Source organism: Brachybacterium sp. EE-P12, from assembly GCF_003711805.1.
Classification (GTDB): domain Bacteria; phylum Actinomycetota; class Actinomycetes; order Actinomycetales; family Dermabacteraceae; genus Brachybacterium.
On sequence record NZ_QXCP01000009.1, the window covers coordinates 188634 to 204876 of the forward strand.

Annotated in this window: 11 protein-coding genes; 4 read left to right on the forward strand and 7 right to left on the reverse strand. The window is 72.8% G+C overall.

The window, feature by feature from the left end; translation table 11 throughout:
- Nucleotides 1-4: 4 nt before the first annotated feature.
- Nucleotides 5-964: a nucleoside hydrolase gene (locus D1648_RS13070; RefSeq protein WP_122942550.1), complete on the forward strand. Its 960-nt coding sequence runs from the start codon at nt 5-7 to the stop codon at nt 962-964.
- A gap of 115 nt (nt 965-1079) precedes the next feature.
- Here the strand turns inward: D1648_RS13070 and D1648_RS13075 are convergent, their stop codons facing one another.
- From D1648_RS13075 to D1648_RS13090, 4 genes are all read right to left on the reverse strand, one after another.
- Nucleotides 1080-2783 (reverse strand): HNH endonuclease signature motif containing protein, encoded by a 1704-nt coding sequence (locus D1648_RS13075; RefSeq protein WP_122942552.1) that lies wholly within the window; start codon nt 2781-2783, stop codon nt 1080-1082.
- Nucleotides 2784-3238: 455 nt separating this feature from the next.
- Complete coding sequence (locus tag D1648_RS13080) at nt 3239-4177, reverse strand: MaoC/PaaZ C-terminal domain-containing protein (protein WP_122942554.1); 939 nt, start codon at nt 4175-4177, stop codon at nt 3239-3241.
- Nucleotides 4177-5517, reverse strand: coding sequence for a 3-oxoacyl-ACP reductase (locus D1648_RS13085; RefSeq protein WP_122942557.1), 1341 nt, complete (start codon nt 5515-5517; stop codon nt 4177-4179). Before D1648_RS13085 ends, D1648_RS13080 begins: the two co-directional genes overlap by 1 nt.
- Nucleotides 5518-5542: 25 nt before the next feature.
- Nucleotides 5543-6865 (reverse strand): acetyl-CoA C-acetyltransferase, encoded by a 1323-nt coding sequence (locus tag D1648_RS13090; RefSeq protein ID WP_122942559.1) that lies wholly within the window; start codon nt 6863-6865, stop codon nt 5543-5545.
- 83 nt (nt 6866-6948) lie between these two features.
- On the opposite strand from D1648_RS13090, the gene D1648_RS13095 reads away from it, so the two are divergent.
- The 3 genes from D1648_RS13095 (at nt 6949) to purL (ending at nt 12240) form a co-directional block, all read left to right on the forward strand.
- The gene (locus D1648_RS13095; RefSeq protein WP_122942562.1) at nt 6949-7626 is read left to right on the forward strand and encodes a TetR/AcrR family transcriptional regulator; all 678 of its coding nucleotides are present in this window, start codon (nt 6949-6951) and stop codon (nt 7624-7626) included.
- Nucleotides 7623-9776, forward strand: coding sequence for an acyl-CoA dehydrogenase (locus D1648_RS13100; RefSeq protein ID WP_122942564.1), 2154 nt, complete (start codon nt 7623-7625; stop codon nt 9774-9776). The genes D1648_RS13095 and D1648_RS13100 overlap by 4 nt, the downstream gene beginning before the upstream one ends.
- Before the next feature lie 136 nt (nt 9777-9912).
- Entirely contained in the window at nt 9913-12240 is a 2328-nt protein-coding gene (gene purL / locus D1648_RS13105; protein ID WP_122942566.1) for a phosphoribosylformylglycinamidine synthase subunit PurL, read from the forward strand.
- Nucleotides 12241-12253: 13 nt separating this feature from the next.
- Here the strand turns inward: purL and D1648_RS13110 are convergent, their stop codons facing one another.
- The 3 genes from D1648_RS13110 to D1648_RS13120 all read right to left on the reverse strand — a co-directional run bounded on the left by D1648_RS13110 (nt 12254) and on the right by D1648_RS13120 (nt 16094).
- Complete coding sequence (locus D1648_RS13110; protein WP_122942569.1) at nt 12254-14326, reverse strand: N-acetylmuramoyl-L-alanine amidase; 2073 nt, start codon at nt 14324-14326, stop codon at nt 12254-12256.
- 253 nt (nt 14327-14579) lie between these two features.
- On the reverse strand, nt 14580-15071 hold the full coding sequence (rplQ, locus tag D1648_RS13115; protein ID WP_122942571.1) for a 50S ribosomal protein L17: 492 nt from the start codon (nt 15069-15071) through the stop codon (nt 14580-14582).
- A 27-nt stretch (nt 15072-15098) separates the two neighbouring features.
- Nucleotides 15099-16094, reverse strand: coding sequence for a DNA-directed RNA polymerase subunit alpha (locus tag D1648_RS13120; RefSeq protein ID WP_122942573.1), 996 nt, complete (start codon nt 16092-16094; stop codon nt 15099-15101).
- Nucleotides 16095-16243 lie beyond the last annotated feature (149 nt).

Sequence of the window (16243 nt, forward strand, 5' to 3'; positions counted from 1 at the left end):
GCAGATGAGCATCCCCCTCCTGGTCGACTGCGACACCGGCATCGACGACGCGCTCGCCCTCGCCTATCTCGCCTGCCGCGACGACGTCGAGGTGACGGGGATCGTGTCCAGCGGCGGGAACGTGCCGGCGGCGACCGTGCATCGCAACAACCTCGCGCTCACCGGCCTGCTCGGACTCGAGGCTCCGGTCGCCCTCGGGACGGACCGGCCGCTCGTCGAGCCGCCGATGTTCGCCGACGACACCCACGGGCCGGAGGGTCTGGGCCACGCGGTCCTCCCTGCTCCGGACCGCGCCGAGGACCCGCGCTCCGGGGCGCAGCTGTGGGTGGATCTCGCCCGCGCACGCCCCGGGGAGCTCGTCGGCATCGTGCTCGGCCCCCACACGAACCTCGCCCTCGCGCTGGAGATCGCGCCGGAGCTGCCGCATCTGCTGCGGCGTCTGCACGTGATGGGCGGGGCGATCCATCATCGCGGCAACACGGGGCCGACGAGCGAGTGGAACATCGCCGTGGATCCGGAGGCCGCACAGCGCGTGCTCGCCGCGTTCACCGGCGCCCCGCGACGACCGGTGCTGGGCTCTCTCGAGGCGACCGAGACCGTGCGCTTCACCGGGGCGACCCTCGCGCGGCTCGAGGACCTCGCCTCACGATCGCCGCACCCGGTCCCACGGATCCTGGCGGACGCGGTGCGGTTCTACTTCGAGTTCCACGAGGCCGACGGCTTCGGCTGGATGGCGCACGTGCACGACCCCCTCGTCACTGCACATGCCGTGACTGGCGGGTTCGCGGGGACCCGTCCGCTCGCGGTCGACGTCGAGCTCGCCGGGACCCTCACCCGCGGACAGACCGTGGGCGATGAGCTGGGCCGCTGGGGTCGGGAGCCGAACATCGACCTGCTCACCGAGGTGCGCGCCGAGGAGTTCGTCGAGCATCTGCTGACGACGCTGGAGGATCACCTGGGCTGATCCGCCGCCACGGCAGTGGGCTGGGTCGGGCTGGGGCGGACCGGGTCGGGCGGAAGTGTGCCGCGACAGGGTGCGCCGGATGGCACCAGATCGCAGCGGACCGCGCAGGGCCGTGTCAGGCCGCGAAGTCGATGCGGTGCGGGCGGTGTCGTCTGCGGCCCCGGCCGGTCCGAGGCGGTTCCTCGAGATCCCCGGTCTCAGCGGTCGACGACGTGACCAGACGCAGCTGTCGCAGCATGGTCGGCGGCTCGGCGGGCTGCGGCGGTGAGCTGCTCGGCCGGATCGGGCGGATCGGAGCACCGTCCTGGCCCGGTGGCCGTTCCGCCGGAGCACCGTCCTGGCCCGGTGACCGTTCGGCCGGTGCACCGTCCGCCGTGCGGACCTGCTCGACCTCCTGCGCCAGCATTCGCTGCGCCGTGCCGACGGGGTCGAAGTTCACGCCTCGACGTCGGGCGGTCTGTCCGTAGCGGGTGGTCCACTCGACCGTGCGGCGGACGCCGTGCTCGTCGGTGACGACGCGCGCCCGCACCCCGGCCTCTTCCTTCTGGTTGTCCCCGGCGCAGAGGCCGTTCCCGTTGTCCAGCGATGTCGCCCCACCCTCCGACCAGGGGACGATGTGGTCGATCTGCCGGATGCCCGCTTCGCAGTGCGGTGCCCGGCAGGTCTGGTGGGCGAGGCCGAGGAAGTGACTGAGACCGCGCGGGAACCGCCGCGCTCGGGACTCGGCCGCGACGAGCTGACCGTCCTCGCGGTCCTTGTAGAGCGCGCGCAGCGCGAGGAGGACGTCGGGGTCCTCGGTCTCCATCGCGCGCAGCATCTCCTCGCGGACGTGCTCGTAGGGCACGGCGCCGAGCCCTTCGACCGTGGCGGCGTCCGCATGGGCGGGGGCGAGCAGCGAACGGTCGGTGAGGATCACCCCGATGTCGACGGTCGCGAGGTCGCCGCCCTCGCCGCGGTCGAGCAGGACGTCGACGAGGAGATCCGCCATGATCTGCTGGTGACCGCGGCGATCGCCGCCGGCCCGCGTCCGCTCCGCGGTGACCGAGAGGGTCTTGCGGATCCGGGCGGCGTCGAGCCCGGGGAGGTGGGCCGTCAGGGTCGCCATCCCATGGCGTCCTCGCCGCACGGTGACGCCGCGCTCGCGACGTGCTTCGCGATGCCGCGCCGCCGCGCCCTCGGGATCGAGCGCATGCAGCACCCGTGCCGCCTCATCGGCCCACTCCCCGGGGGAGCAGTCCTCGAGGTGCGCCAGGTGCGTGGTGAGGATCTGGTCGACCTGTCGACGCTGCTCCGGCGTGGCGGGGCTCATCGCCCTGCCCACCTGATGGCCGGCGGCCGGGACGGCCCGGCCGTGGGCGAGAGCAGCGAGCATGCCCGGCATCGAGGCCACCAGCCGCCGGCAGGAGGCCATGCACTGTCCCGCGGCGGAGGTGGACCTCTTCAGCGCGAAGGAGGCCTCGGCACGGGCGACCTTCCGCGCCTGGCGGGGCGTCTCGCCCCGCTCGAGGCTGTCATCCATGATCGCGGCCTCGAGGCGGACCAGGGCGCGCGCCTCGATCGCGGCCATCGCGCCAGCGAGCTCCCGCAGCTCGGCGAGCAGGGTGATCGTCCCCTCCGAGGAGAGCCGCTCGAGATCGGGCGAGCCCTGGGCTCCGAGCCGTGCGAGCGCATCCTTCGCCTCCCGGATGTCGATGTCGTCGACCACGAGCTCCTCGACGCCCGCGGAGAGTCGCACGGGGCGCGGCGCGGCGCCGGACCGACGGGTCGCCTCGTCGGGCTCCGGGCGCTCGGCGGGCGCTCCCTGCGAATCGAATGACATGACAGTATTTTCGCAGGTCTGTTCGCCATGGGGAAGGGCTGGAGCAATACTACTGGTCAGCAGTCCGCAATTGTGGATAACCCTCCCCTGGGGAGGAGAGGTCACAAGATCGCACGACGATATCGCACGACGATCGAGGAGCGTGGACCCACCGCACGCCCCCTCGCCCGAAGACGATGGGACCTCCGAGGGATTCGCACAGCTTTCACCTCGCAGAACTCACCCCGACATTCGCCCCGACATTCACCCCGACATTCACCCCGACGTCATCAGCCGCGACCGAACGGACCCGGACTTCACGACGGCGGCCGGTGGAGAGAGCTCCCCACCGGCCGCCGCCCGTCGCTCGAGAACACGTGCCGCCCCCGCCACGAGCCGCCCTCGTCGAGCCCCTGCAGGGCCTCTCGAGGAGCTCGAGCCGCTCGAGCCGCTCGAGCCGACCGAGGCGCTCGTTCTCAGCGCTCGAGCGTGGTCACCTCGACCTCGAAGCAGCGCCGCGGCCCCTTCTCCCCGCGTCCGGGCTTCCAGCCCACGCAGCGCGCGGTCCCCGTCGCGGCGTCGTCCTCGTAGGCGACGAGCACCGAGCCCGGCAGCGTGACCGGGGCGTCGAAAGTGACGTCCCAGCGCAGGGGCTTCGCGAGGTCGACGCGCGCCTCGGTGAAGGCGCGGGAGGCCGTGTACATCCCGTGCGCGATCGCCGAGGGGAACCCGAACGCCTTCGCGGTGAGGGAGGAGAGATGGATCGGGTTCACGTCCCCCGAGACCGCACCGTAGCGCCGCCCGGTGTCCGCGCCCAGCTCCCAGCGGCCCGTCGGGCGCGGCGGCACGAACTCGCGCCGACGCGAGCCGCCCTCGTCCGCCGGCGAGGTGCCCGAGGGCTCCCCCGACCCCGGCTCAGCTCCCCTGACCAGATAGGTCGAGACGTCGGTGGCGATGATCTCGCCGCCCTGCCCGAGGATCGTGGAGACCGCCTCGAAGGTGCGGCCCCTGCGATGCGGGCGCAGGTCCCGCACCCGGCACTCGACGTCCACGAGCTCCTCCACCCGCACCGGCCGGTGCTGGAGCACCTGGTTGCGCAGGTGCACGAGTCCCAGCAGCGGGAAGGGGAAGTCGCGCCGTGCCATGAGCGCGAGGGAGACGGGGAAGGCGAGCACGTGCAGCACCCCGGGGTGGACGAGATCCGTGGCGGGCCCGCCCATGAGGTGGTCGAAGTCGCGGGCGCGGTCGGCGTCGATCCGCACCGAGCGCACCCGGTAGGCGAGGCTCGGCAGCTGCTCGGAGCTGGTGCGCGCCCGGCCGCGCCGTCCGCCCAGGCGGGAGCGGGGGTCCAGCGCGGCGGCGTAGATCGCGGGGAAGGAGGGGACGTCTGTGAGGTCCTTGACGCGTTCGGCCATCACTTGCCCACCATGTTCTGCCCGCACACGCGCAGGGTCTGCCCCTGCACGCCGCCGGCCTCGTCGCTCGCGAGGAAGGCGATCGCCTCGGCGACGTCCACCGGCAGCCCGCCCTGCTGCAGCGAGTTCAGGCGGCGGGCGACCTCCCGGGTGAGCGCCGGCATCCTCGCGGTCATCTCGGTCTCGATGAAGCCGGGCGCGACCGCGTTCGCGGTGCCGTCGACGGCGGCGAGCCGCCCGGCGAGCGCGTCGACGAAGGCCATGACCCCGGCCTTGGAGGCGGCGTAGTTGGTCTGGCCGCGGTTGCCGGCGATGCCGCTGGTGGAGGCCAGCGATACGACGCGCGGGTGCTCACCGAGCACGTCCCCGGCCTCGAGCAGCGCCTCGGTGAGCGAGATCTGGCTGGTGATGTTCACGGCGAGCACCGGATCCCAGCGGTCCGGGGTCATGTTCGCGAAGAGCTTGTCGCGGGTGATCCCGGCGTTGAGCACGAGCACGTCGAGGCTCAGCCCCTTCTCGCGGAGGAAGGCGATCAGCCGCTCCCCCGCCCCGTCGGAGGTGACGTCGAGCTGGATCGGCACCGCGCGCAGCTCGTTGGCGAGCCGGGCGAGCTCGGTGCCGGCGCCGGGCACGTCCAGCAGCACCAGCCGGGCCCCGTCGGCCGCGAGGGTGCGTGCGATCGCCGCGCCGATGCCGCGCGCCGCGCCGGTGACCAGGGCGGTGCGTCCGGCGAGCGGGAGCGTGGGGTTCTCCGTGGCCGACCCGGCCGTGGAGGAGACGCGCAGCAGCTGGCCGGTGACGAAGGCGCTGCGGGCGGAGAGGAAGAACCTCAGCGCGCCGATCGCGCCGGGGGCGTCGACCTCGACGCCGTCCTCGAGCAGGATGCCGTTGGCGGTCCCGCCGCCGCGCATCTCGTGCGCGAGGGAGCGCAGGAAGCCCTCGACGCCGCCGCGGGCGGCGTCCCGGGCGGGGTCCTCGCCCGTCGCGGGGCGGGAGATGGTCACGATCCGCGCGCCGGGGGCGAGGGAGCGCATCGCCCCGGCCAGCGGGAGCACCAGCGGCCCGAGCTCGGCGGGGGCGGCGAGCTCGTCGGCCACGACGATCACCGTGCCGATGGTGCGCAGCTCCTCGACGCGGCGGCGCACGTCGGCGCCCTGCTCGAGGAGGCGCTGGGCGACGGCGTCGGCACCGGCCGAGGCGCCGAGCACCACGACGGGGCCGAGCACGGGCTCGGGGCGGTCCTCCCGGCGCAGGAGCCGGGAGGGGCGGGGCAGGCCCAGCTGCTTGGCGAGCAGGCCGCCGGGGGCGGAGCGGATGAAGCGGGTGTAGGCGTCGGCCATGGGGTCCTCCGTGACGTGTCGGGGGTCAGTCGGTGACGGACTCGAGCAGCATGACGGTGCCCTGTCCGGCGGCGGCGCACACCGAGATGAGGCCGCGCTGGACGCGGCCGGTCTCGACCGCCCGGGCGTGGAGGAGCTTCGCGAGCGTCGCGACGAGGCGTCCGCCGGTGGCGGCGAAGGGGTGCCCGGCCGCGAGCGAGGAGCCGGTGACGTTCAGGCGGTCGCGGTCGATCGCGCCGAGCGGTGCCGAGCGGCCCAGCCGCCGCCGGCAGAACTCCTCGGACTCCCAGGCCTTCAGGGTGGTCAGCACCGTGGAGGCGAAGGCCTCGTGGATCTCGTAGAGGTCGAGGTCCTGGAGGGCGAGGCCGTTCGCGTCCAGCAGCTCGGGGACGGCGTAGGCGGGGGCCATGAGCAGCCCCTCGTCGCCGTGGGCGAAGTCGACGGCGGCGCTGCGGGCGTCGACCACGCGGGCGAGCGGGATCAGGCCGCGCTCGGCGGCCCAGTCGGCGCTGCCCAGCAGCACGGAGGAGGCGCCGTCGGAGAGCGGGGTGGAGTTCCCGGCGGTCATGGTGGGCTCGGCGACCTGCGGCGAGCGCACGCCGAAGACGGGCTTCAGGGTCCCGAGCTTCTCGAGGGTCGAGTCGGGGCGCAGGTTCTGGTCGCGGGCGAGGCCGCGGTAGCCGGTGACGAGGTCGTCGAGGAAGCCGGCGTCGTAGGCGGCGGCGAGCTTCTGGTGGGAGGCGAGGGCGAGCTCGTCCTGGGCTTCACGGGTGATGTCCCACAGCGCGGTGGTCAGCGCCTGGTGCTCGCCCATGGACAGCCCGGTGCGGGGCTCGCCGTTGCGGGGCGGGACCGGGGCGAGGTCGGCGGGGCGGATCGCGGCGAGCGCCTTGACGCGCTGCACCGGAGTCTTCGCGGCGAAGGCGCGATGCAGGATGCGGCGCAGGCGAGGGGTGACCTCGATCGGCGAGTCGGAGGCGGAGTCGACGCCGCAGGCGATGCCGGAGTCGATCTGGCCCAGGCGGATCCGGTTGGAGACGTGCAGGACGGTCTCGAGGCTGGTCGCGCAGGCCTTGGACATGTCGAGCGCCGGGGTGCGGGGGTCGAGCGGCGTGCCCATCGCGCTCTCGCGGGTGAGGTTGAGGTCTCCGGCGAGCTTGAGGACCGCCCCGCCGGCGACCTCGCCGAGCTTCTCCCCCTGCAGCGAGAAGCGGGCGACGAGCCCCTCGAGGGCGGCGGTGAGCATGTCCTGGTTGGAGATCCCGGCGTAGGGTCCGCCGGAGCGGGCGAACGGGATCCGGTTGCCGCCGAGGACGAGCGCATCGCGCGGGGGAGCTGTGGGGGTCACTGTGGGCACCTCTTCGTGGTCACGTCTGCTGTCGACGGACAGGACTTTACATAGAACCGTCGGTACTTGATACCCTAGGTTCTGTGAATGCGACGACGCAAGCCCCCGTGGACGGACGCTCGGCCCGCTGGGCCCGGCACCGCGAACAGCGCCGCTCCGAGCTGCTGGACGTGGCCCGCCACCTCATCCACGAGCGCGGACCCGACGTGACGATGGAGGACATCGCCGCGGCCTCGGGCACCTCGAAGTCCATCGTCTACCGGTACTTCGAGGACAAGGCCCACCTGCAGCGCACCCTCGGCCGCAGCATCCTGCGGGCCATGCACGACAAGCTGCTCGAGGAGATGCGGGCGCTCGAGCAGCGGGTGGGCCGCGAGCCCGAGCCCGAGGAGCGCATCCGCTCCATGATCCGGGCCTATGTGGAGACCGCCCAGCGCTCCCCCGGCGTGTACCGCTTCGTGACCCGGCCCAGCGACGGCCTGTCCCACTTCCTCGCCTCCGTCACCCGCCTGGTCGCGACCTTCCTCCCCGCGGGCACGCCCTCGCCGCAGATCTGGGCCACCGGCGCGGTCGGCTTCGTCGAGCGCGCCGTGGACACCTGGATGACCGACCTCGAGACCGCCGCCGCGACCGCGCCCGACGGCACGGCTGCGGAGGACGCCCCCGACGACGGCACCGCCGCCGACGCCCCCACCCCCCTCACCTCCGATCAGCTCGTGACCCACCTGGTCACCTGGCTCATGAAGGGACTGCGCCCATGACCACCGACCTGCCCACCACCACGACCTCCACCGCCGCGTCGACCCCCGCCGCCCGGCCGGCGAGCACCACGCCCACCGGACCGATCCCCGTCCCCGCCGACGGCAGCCCGCGCCTCGACGTCGAGCGCGTCTCCGAGGCGCTGCTGGGCCGCTGGGCCGAGACGCGTCGCACCGCCCGCGAGCGCGCCGCCCGCCCCGAGCTGCACCGCCCCGTCGACGCGAGCGTCGCCGAGCACCGCGAAAGGGTCTTCTCCCAGCTGCAGCAGCTGGCGGAGGAGGAGGTCTCGCTGCCGATGCTGCCCGAGCACCTCGGCGGCCCCAACGACAACGGCGCGAACGTCGCGGCCTTCGAGGAGCTCGTCGTCGCCGACCCCTCCCTGCAGATCAAGGCCGGGGTGCAGTGGGGCCTGTTCACCTCCGCGATCGTGCAGCTCGGCGACGAGGAGCAGCAGCGCGCCTGGGTGCCCGGGGCCATGGACCTCACCATCCCCGGCGCCTTCGCGATGACGGAGATCGGGCACGGCTCGGACGTCCAGTCCCTCGCGACGACCGCGACCTTCGACCCCGACGGCGGGGAGGACGGCGAGTGGGTGCTGCACACCCCGTTCCGCGCCGCCTGGAAGGACTTCCTCGGCAACGCCGCCGTGCATGCCCGCGCCGCGACGGTGTTCGCGCGCCTGATCACCAAGGGCGTCGACCACGGCGTGCACTGCTTCTACGTGCCCGTGCGCGACGAGGAGGGGAACCTCCTGCCGGGCGTGGCGAGCGAGGACGACGGCGAGAAGGGCGGGCTGAACGGCATCGACAACGGCCGCCTCGCCTTCGACCACGTGCGCGTGCCGCGGCGGAACCTGCTGAACCGCTACGGCGACGTCGCCCCCGACGGCACCTACTCCTCCCCCATCGAGTCCCCCGGCCGACGCTTCTTCACGATGATCGGCACCCTCGTGCAGGGCCGCGTCTCCCTCGACGGCTCCGCGATCCGGGCCTCGCAGCTCGCGCTGCACATCGCGATCACCTACGCGACCCAGCGCCGTCAGTTCACCGCCGCGGACCCGACCCGCGAGACCGTGCTCATGGACTACCAGGCCCATCTGCACCGCCTGCTGCCGAAGCTCGCCGCGACCTATGCGGGCGCCTTCGCCCACGAGCAGCTGCTCCAGGCCTTCGACGACGTGTTCTCCGGCCGCGAGGACACCCCCGAGGCCCGCGAGGACCTCGAGACGCTCGCCGCGACGCTCAAGCCCACCTCGACCCGGCTCGCCCTGGACACCGTCCAGGAGTGCCGCGAGGCGTGCGGCGGCGCCGGCTTCATGGCGGAGAACCAGCTCGTGGGCCTCCACCAGGACCTCGACGTGTACGCGACCTTCGAGGGCGACAACACGATCCTGCTGCAGCTGGTCGCCAAGCGCCTGCTCTCGGACTACACCTCCGAGCTGAAGAACGTGGACCGCGCCGGGATCGGGCGCTTCATCGCCCAGCGCGCCGAGGTGCTCGCCAAGCGGCACACCCCCTGGGCGCGGCTCGGGCAGTCCGTCGCCGACCGCGGCAACGCCAAGCGCGCCTTCGACTCCATGCGCAACGCCGACTTCCAGGAGGAGATGCTCGCCGACCGCGCCCGGGTGAAGGTCGAGGAGGTCGCCCTCTCCCTGCGCGGCGCGGCCCGGATGAGCCCGGCCGACGCCGCCGCCGAGGTCAACAAGCACCAGGTCGAGATGCTGGACGCGGCCCGCGCCCACGCCGACCTCGTGCGCTGGCGCGCCTTCACCGCCGGCATCGAGGCGCTCGACGGCCCCGGCGCCGAGGGCTCCCGCGCCGTGCTCACCGATGTGCGTGACCTGTTCGGCCTCTCCGCGATCAACGACGATCTCGCCTGGTTCCTGCTCTCGGGGATGATCTCCACCCAGCGCGGCCGCCAGATCGAGGGGGACCTGCGGCGTCTGCTGTGGCGGCTGCGCCCCCACGTGCTGGACCTGGTCGCGGCCTTCGACGTGCGCCCCGGGCACGTGCGGGCCCCGATCGCGCTCGGCGGGGAGCAGCAGCGGCAGGACGAGGCCGCGGCGTACTTCCGTGCGCAGCGGGCGCGCAGCGACGCCCCCGTGAGCGAGAAGTCGCTGCGCGATGCGGCGAAGCGGGCGCGGCGGCGCTGAGGCCGACGACGCCGCCTCCGTCGGCGCTGAACCGCTCCGCCCCCGATCGCGCGTCGACCGTAGACTGGGCGGGCGCCGGGCCGAGTGCCCGGCGCTCCCCCGGCCAGCCCTCGTGACGAACGGACCCGACCCCGCGATGACCGCTGAGAACACTCCCTCCACCCCGCACGGCTCCGCCGCGGAGACCGACACCGTCGAGAACGCCGCCGCCACGCCGCACCAGGTGCAGCCCTTCGCGGAGCTCGGCCTCAAGGAGGACGAGTACGCGAACATCCGCGAGCTGCTGGGGCGCCGCCCCACCAACGCCGAGCTCGCCATGTACTCGGTGATGTGGTCGGAGCACTGCTCCTACAAGTCCTCCAAGAAGCACCTGCGCACCTTCGGGAAGCACACCACCGAGGCGATGCGGGAGAAGCTCCTGGTGGGGATGGGCGAGGATGCCGGCGTCGTCGACATCGGCGACGGCTGGGCGGTGACCTTCAAGGTCGAGTCCCACAACCATCCCTCCTACGTCGAGCCGTACCAGGGCGCCGCGACCGGCGTCGGCGGCATCGTGCGCGACATCATCTCGATGGGCGCCCGCCCCGTCGCCGTCATGGACCAGCTGCGCTTCGGCGCCGTCGACCACCCCGACACCGCGCGCGTGGTCCACGGCGTGGTCTCCGGCGTGGGCGGCTACGGCAACTCCCTGGGCCTGCCGAACATCGGCGGGGAGACCGTCTTCGACGCCTCGTACCAGAAGAACCCCCTGGTGAACGCGCTCGCCGTGGGCATGATGCGCCACGAGGACATCCGCCTCGGCGCCGCGACCGGCGCCGGCAACAAGGTGGTGCTCTTCGGCGCCCGCACCGGCGGGGACGGGATCGGCGGCGCCTCGATCCTGGCCTCGGAGACCTTCGAGGAGGACGGGCCCGTCAAGCGGCCCAGCGTCCAGGTGGGCGACCCGTTCATGGAGAAGGTGCTCATCGAGTGCTGCCTCGAGCTGTACGCGGCCGGCACCGTCGCGGCGATCCAGGACCTCGGCGCGGCCGGAATCTCCTGCGCCACCAGCGAGCTCGCCGCCAACGGCGGCTCCGGCATGCACATCCATCTCGAGGAGGTGCTGCTGCGCGACCCGACGCTGAATGCCGGGGAGATCCTCATGAGCGAGTCGCAGGAGCGCATGATGGCGATCGTCGCGCCCGAGCGGCTGGAGGAGTTCCAGCAGATCGCCGCGAAGTGGGACGTCGAGGCCGCTGTGATCGGCGAGGTCACCGGCGACGGCCGCCTCACGGTCGACCACCATGGAGAGAGGATCGTCGACGTCGATCCCGCGACCGTCGCGATCGACAGCCCCGTCTACGACCGCCCCTACGCCCGTCCCGACTGGCAGGACGCGCTCCAGGCCGACGCCGCCGAGGCGCTCGCCCGCCCCGAGTCCGCCGAGGAGATCGCCGCGCAGGTCCGGGCGCTGATCTCCTCCCCGAACCTCGCCTCCAAGAGCTGGGTCACCGACCAGTACGACCGGTACGTCGGCGGGAACACGGCGCTTGCGATGCCCGACGATGCGGGCGTGCTGCGCATCGACGAGGAGACCGGGCGCGGCATCGCGCTCGCGACCGACGCGAACGGACGCTACACCAAGCTCGACCCCCGCAGCGGCGCCCAGCTCGCCCTCGCCGAGGCGTACCGCAACGTCGCCACCTCCGGGGCGACGCCGCTGGCGATCACGGATTGCCTGAACTTCGGCTCCCCCGAGGACCCGGGCCCCATGTGGCAGCTGGTCGAGGCGATCGGCGGCCTCGCCGAGGCCTGCGAGACCCTCGAGGTGCCCGTCACCGGCGGCAACGTGTCGCTGTACAACTCCACCGGCGAGCCCGGGCTGATCGACTCCGCGATCCACCCCACCCCCGTCGTCGGCGTGCTCGGCGTGTTCACCGATGTCGCGCATCGCCTCCCGTCCGGCTGGCAGGCAGACGGCCAGACGGTGCTGCTGCTGGGCACGACCCGCGAGGAGCTCTCGGGCTCGGCCTGGTCCGACGTGGTCCACCAGCACCTCGGCGGGCTGCCCCCGCGCGTGGACCTCGAGGCCGAGCGGTCCCTGGCCCGAGTGCTGATCGCCTCCTCCGAGCAGCAGCTCGCCTCCGCCGCGCACGACCTCTCCGAGGGCGGCCTGGTCCAGGCCCTCGTCGAGGCCGTGGTCCGCTTCGGGACCGGCACCCGGGTCGACCTCGCCGCCGTGCTCGAGCGTGACGGCGTGGACCTCGCCACCGCCCTGTTCTCCGAGTCGCAGGCCCGCGCCGTCGTCGCGATCCCGGCCGAGGCGGAGGAGCGCTTCCGCGCCCTCGCCGACGAGCACGGGGTACCGGTGCTCGCGCTCGGCACCACCGGCGGCGACTCCCTGGAGATCGACGGCCTCGGCGCCTTCGCCGTCGGCGAGCTGCGGGAGCTGCGGGAGCGGACCCTGCCGCGCTACTTCGGCTGAACGTCCGCGGCGCTCAGGCCCGCCCGGTGGCCCGCATCCAGCGCACCATGAAGGCGGCCATGTGATCGCGCCGCACCACGGAGCTCGGGCCGAAGATGCCGCCTGAGCCGCGGGCGATGCCCATCTTCGCCATCCAGGTGATCTCCTTGGCGAAGGTGTGCGTCGCGGGCACGTCCGTGAAGCTGTTCGACGTGCTGGTGTCCTTCGCCCCGGCGGCGCGGTAGAGGAACGCCGAGAGCTCGTCGCGCCGGAAGGTCGCCGAGGGGCTGAAGGTGCGGTTCTCGCCGCTCCCCCGCCCCCTGGCGATGCCCTTCTCGAAGGCCCAGCAGATCTCGTCGTAGAAGGTCATGTTCGGCGTGACGTCCCGGAACGGGGACTTCTGCGGCCCCTTGTAGTCGGCCGGCATCTCCAGCGCCCGGACGATGAACGTGATCATCACGTCGCGGCGGTTCGCCTCGCCGGGGCGGAACTCCGCATTCGGCGGGGTCCCCCAGCCTCTGGTGATCCCGAGAGCGGCCAGGTCGTTGACGTCCACGAAGAAGGTGCTGGTGGTCGGGACGTCGCTGAAGTACGGCGTCACGAAGCGGACCTCGTCGCCCTCCCGGACGGCCACGCCGCGCTGGAACGGCTGGACGACACGGTCGCCGTCCCTGCGCGCGCTGCCCTCGGGCCGACGCCAGTCGTGCTCCCACTCCGGGGCGAAGGACGACGTGTAGCCCGTCGCTCCGCCGCCGCCCTGGAGCACCAGCCCCTTGGTGAGGATCGTGGCGGTGAAGGGGCCGTTCTCGTGCGCGCTCCTGACCACGGTGCCGAGCTTCGAGGAGCCGCCGGCCTTCGTGAAGGCGTTCAGGTGGTCCTTCCAGCCCCCGTCCAGCGCCTTCTGCGCCTCGGAGCGGAGCGTGCCGAACTGCTTGTACAGCGCGTCGCCGGGACAGTCGGTGTAGTTCACGTCGCGGTGGCCGAACATCTTCGGCAGCGAGACCTTCTTGCCGGCGGGGAAGCGGGTGCCCGAGCCCGGCGTCCAGGAGGAGGTCGCGGAGACCTTGGTCTGGAAGGTGCTCAGCAGCTTCCAGCCGACGAGCTGCGCGACCGCGCTCCGCGCCGCCGAGGGCACGGAGGTGCTCTGGTAGTTGCCCATCACCGAGATGCCGAAGGAGCCGGTGTTGAAGCCGTAGGCGTGGGCGCCGACGATGTTGCGGTGCAGCCCGCCGCTGCGGCCCTCGAAGATCTGCCCGTGCTTGGAGACCAGGACGTTGTAGCCGATGTCGGCCCAGCCCAGGGTCTTCGTGTGATAGGTCAGGATGCCGCGCACGAGCTCCGCCGACTGCGCGGCGGTGTAGCTGTTGGTGCCGGCCGTGTGGTGGATGACCACGGCCTTGAGCTGGTCCGCCGCGCTGGTGCCGCGCACGAGGGACTCGTCCGCGCCCCAGCCCTTGCGGGAGGTGTACTTCGGCGTCCCGGGTCCGAGCGCCGGGGTGGCCGGGTTCGCCATGGTCACCGCCTGCGCGGCCCGGGCGACGCTCTGCCGGGCGGAGAGCGTCATCGGCTCCGGGGCGCCCGCAGCATCCGCGACGGCGGCGTCCTCCGGCGCGGGAGACGTCGTGATGATGTGCGCGGTGAGGCTGTCCGTGACGTCCTCGCCGTCGAGCTCCGCCCGGATCTGGAGAGCTCCGACCACACCGATCCATGCGCACTCCGTGCCGGGCGCGTCCTCGCCCGTCTCGGGGTCCTCCGCCGTCTCGAGCAGCTCCCAGTCGGTCCACTCGCCGCCCTCGAGCCGGCCTCGCACCTGCACCTCGGGGGCTTCGACCTCGTGCGGCCAGGTCACGCCCACCATGGTGCCGGGCTGCTCGGGCAGATCGCGCACCTGGTCCCCGTCGGCGTCGACGAGCTCGGTCTGCGCGAGGGGGACATCGACCACCCGGGTCTCACCGCCGGTGACGGACGGGTCCGCGAGGGCGGGGGCCGCCGAGAGGGCGACCGCGCCGGCGGGGACGGCGGCCGCGGTCGCGGCCATCAGGGTGCGGCGCGTGAGGGAGACGGCGCGGCGATCCTCGGGGACGGTGGACAGGTTCCGCTTCGACATCACGGGCTCCTGGGGAGAAGGGGGCGGGGAAGGCCGCTGAGCGCGGCCGGGTGGGACCCGGCGGACGCACGGCTGCCACCGTCACGGTAGTCCACGCCCTGACGGGGCACGTCCCGCGCCGGTCACGATCCGACAAAGACCTCGCGGGGACACACGTCGAGGGCGGGCCGTCGGGATCTCTCCCGTCGGCCCGCCCTCGGCGGTGTGCGCGGCTCTCCGCGTCCGGTCGTGGGCTCCGCAGAACCCTCGACGCTCAGGACTCCGTGGGCTCCTCGGCGGCCGCGGTCTCCTCGGCGGGGGTCTCCTCGGCGGCGGGCTTCTCGTCGGCCTTGGCGCTCGCCTTCGCGGCGCCCTCGGCCTCCTTCACCACGGCCTGCTTCGGGGAGTACTCCTCGGTGACCAGCTCGATGACGGCCATCGGGGCGTTGTCGCCCTTGCGGGGGCCGATCTTCGTGATGCGGGTGTAGCCGCCGGGGCGCTCCGAGAAGGTCGGCGCGATCTCCTCGAAGAGCTGGTACACGACGCCCTTGTCACGGATGGTCTGCATCACGCGGCGACGGGAGGCGAGATCGCCCTTCTTCGCCTGGGTGACCAGACGCTCCGCGTGGGGGCGCAGGCGCTTGGCCTTGGTCTCGGTGGTCGTGATCCGGCCGTGACGGAACAGCTCGGTGGCGAGGCCCGCGATGATCATCCGCTCGTGCGCGGGGGATCCGCCGAGGCGCGCGCCCTTGGTGGGTGCAGGCATGGTCGTTCTCCTTGGTGGAAGTGAAGGTCAGTACTGGTCGCCGAAGTCGTCGGAGTAGGTCTCCAGCGCGGCGGGGTCGAACCCGGCCGGGGAGTCCTTGAGCGACAGACCGAGCTCGGCGAGCTTCGCCTTGACCTCGTCGATGGACTTCTGACCGAAGTTGCGGATGTCGAGCAGGTCCGCCTCGGAACGGGCGGTGAGCTCGCCGACGGTGTGGACGCCCTCGCGCATGAGGCAGTTGTACGACCGGACCGTGAGGTTCAGGTCGTTGATCGGCAGCGCGAGGTCAGCGGCCAGGGCCTGGTCGGTGGGCGAGGGGCCGATCTCGATGCCCTCCGCCTCCTGGTTCAGCTCGTGGGCCAGACCGAACAGCTCGACCAGGGTCTTGCCCGCCGAGGCCACCGCGTCGCGGGGGCTGATGGCCGGCTTGGTCTCGACGTCGACGATGAGCTTGTCGAAGTCGGTGCGCTGCTCGACGCGGGTCGCCTCGACCTTGTAGGTCACCTTCAGCACGGGCGAGTAGATCGAGTCGACCGGGACCCGGCCGATCTCGCCGTCCACGCCCTTGTTCTGCGCGGCGGAGACGTAGCCGCGGCCGCGCTCGACGATCAGCTCGACCTCCAGGCGCCCCTTCTCGTTGAGGGTCGCGATGTGCAGGTCGGGGTTGTGGATCTCCACACCGGCCGGAGGGGTGATGTCGGCGGCGGTGACGCGACCGGCCTCCTCGCGGCGCAGGTACATCACGACGGGCTCGTCGTTCTCGGAGGAGACGACGAGGTTCTTGATGTTGAGGATGACCTCGGTGATGTCCTCCTTGACGCCGGGGACGGTGCTGAACTCGTGCAGCACGCCGTCGATGCGGATCGAGGTGACCGCGGCGCCGGGGATGGAGGACAGCAGGGTGCGGCGCAGGGAGTTGCCGAGGGTGTAGCCGAAGCCCGGCTCGAGCGGCTCGATGACGAACCGGGAGCGGTTGTCCGACACGACCTCTTCGGTCAGCGTGGGGCGCTGTGCAATGAGCACTGTGGATCCTTTCGGCGAGCGTCCGCCATATGACGCTCAGAAGGGGGCGGTGGGCCTGGAAGGTACGGGGGTGTCCACGTCAGCCGTGGGTGCCGGGCGCGGGAGACCCCGCCCGGCACGGACGGGCCGTGACGAGCGGGGTGCCCCGT

What these genes read in the sequence shown, in the direction of transcription:
- D1648_RS13070 (WP_122942550.1), top strand. Translation starts at nt 5, where the DNA reads ATGAGCATCCCCCTCCTGGTCGACTGCGACACCGGCATCGACGACGCG.
- D1648_RS13075 (WP_122942552.1), bottom strand. Translation starts at nt 2,783, where the DNA reads ATGTCATTCGATTCGCAGGGAGCGCCCGCCGAGCGCCCGGAGCCCGAC.
- D1648_RS13080 (WP_122942554.1), bottom strand. Translation starts at nt 4,177, where the DNA reads ATGGCCGAACGCGTCAAGGACCTCACAGACGTCCCCTCCTTCCCCGCG.
- D1648_RS13085 (WP_122942557.1), bottom strand. Translation starts at nt 5,517, where the DNA reads ATGGCCGACGCCTACACCCGCTTCATCCGCTCCGCCCCCGGCGGCCTG.
- D1648_RS13100 (WP_122942564.1), top strand. Translation starts at nt 7,623, where the DNA reads ATGACCACCGACCTGCCCACCACCACGACCTCCACCGCCGCGTCGACC.
- purL (WP_122942566.1), top strand. Translation starts at nt 9,913, where the DNA reads ATGACCGCTGAGAACACTCCCTCCACCCCGCACGGCTCCGCCGCGGAG.
- D1648_RS13110 (WP_122942569.1), bottom strand. Translation starts at nt 14,326, where the DNA reads ATGTCGAAGCGGAACCTGTCCACCGTCCCCGAGGATCGCCGCGCCGTC.
- rplQ (WP_122942571.1), bottom strand. Translation starts at nt 15,071, where the DNA reads ATGCCTGCACCCACCAAGGGCGCGCGCCTCGGCGGATCCCCCGCGCAC.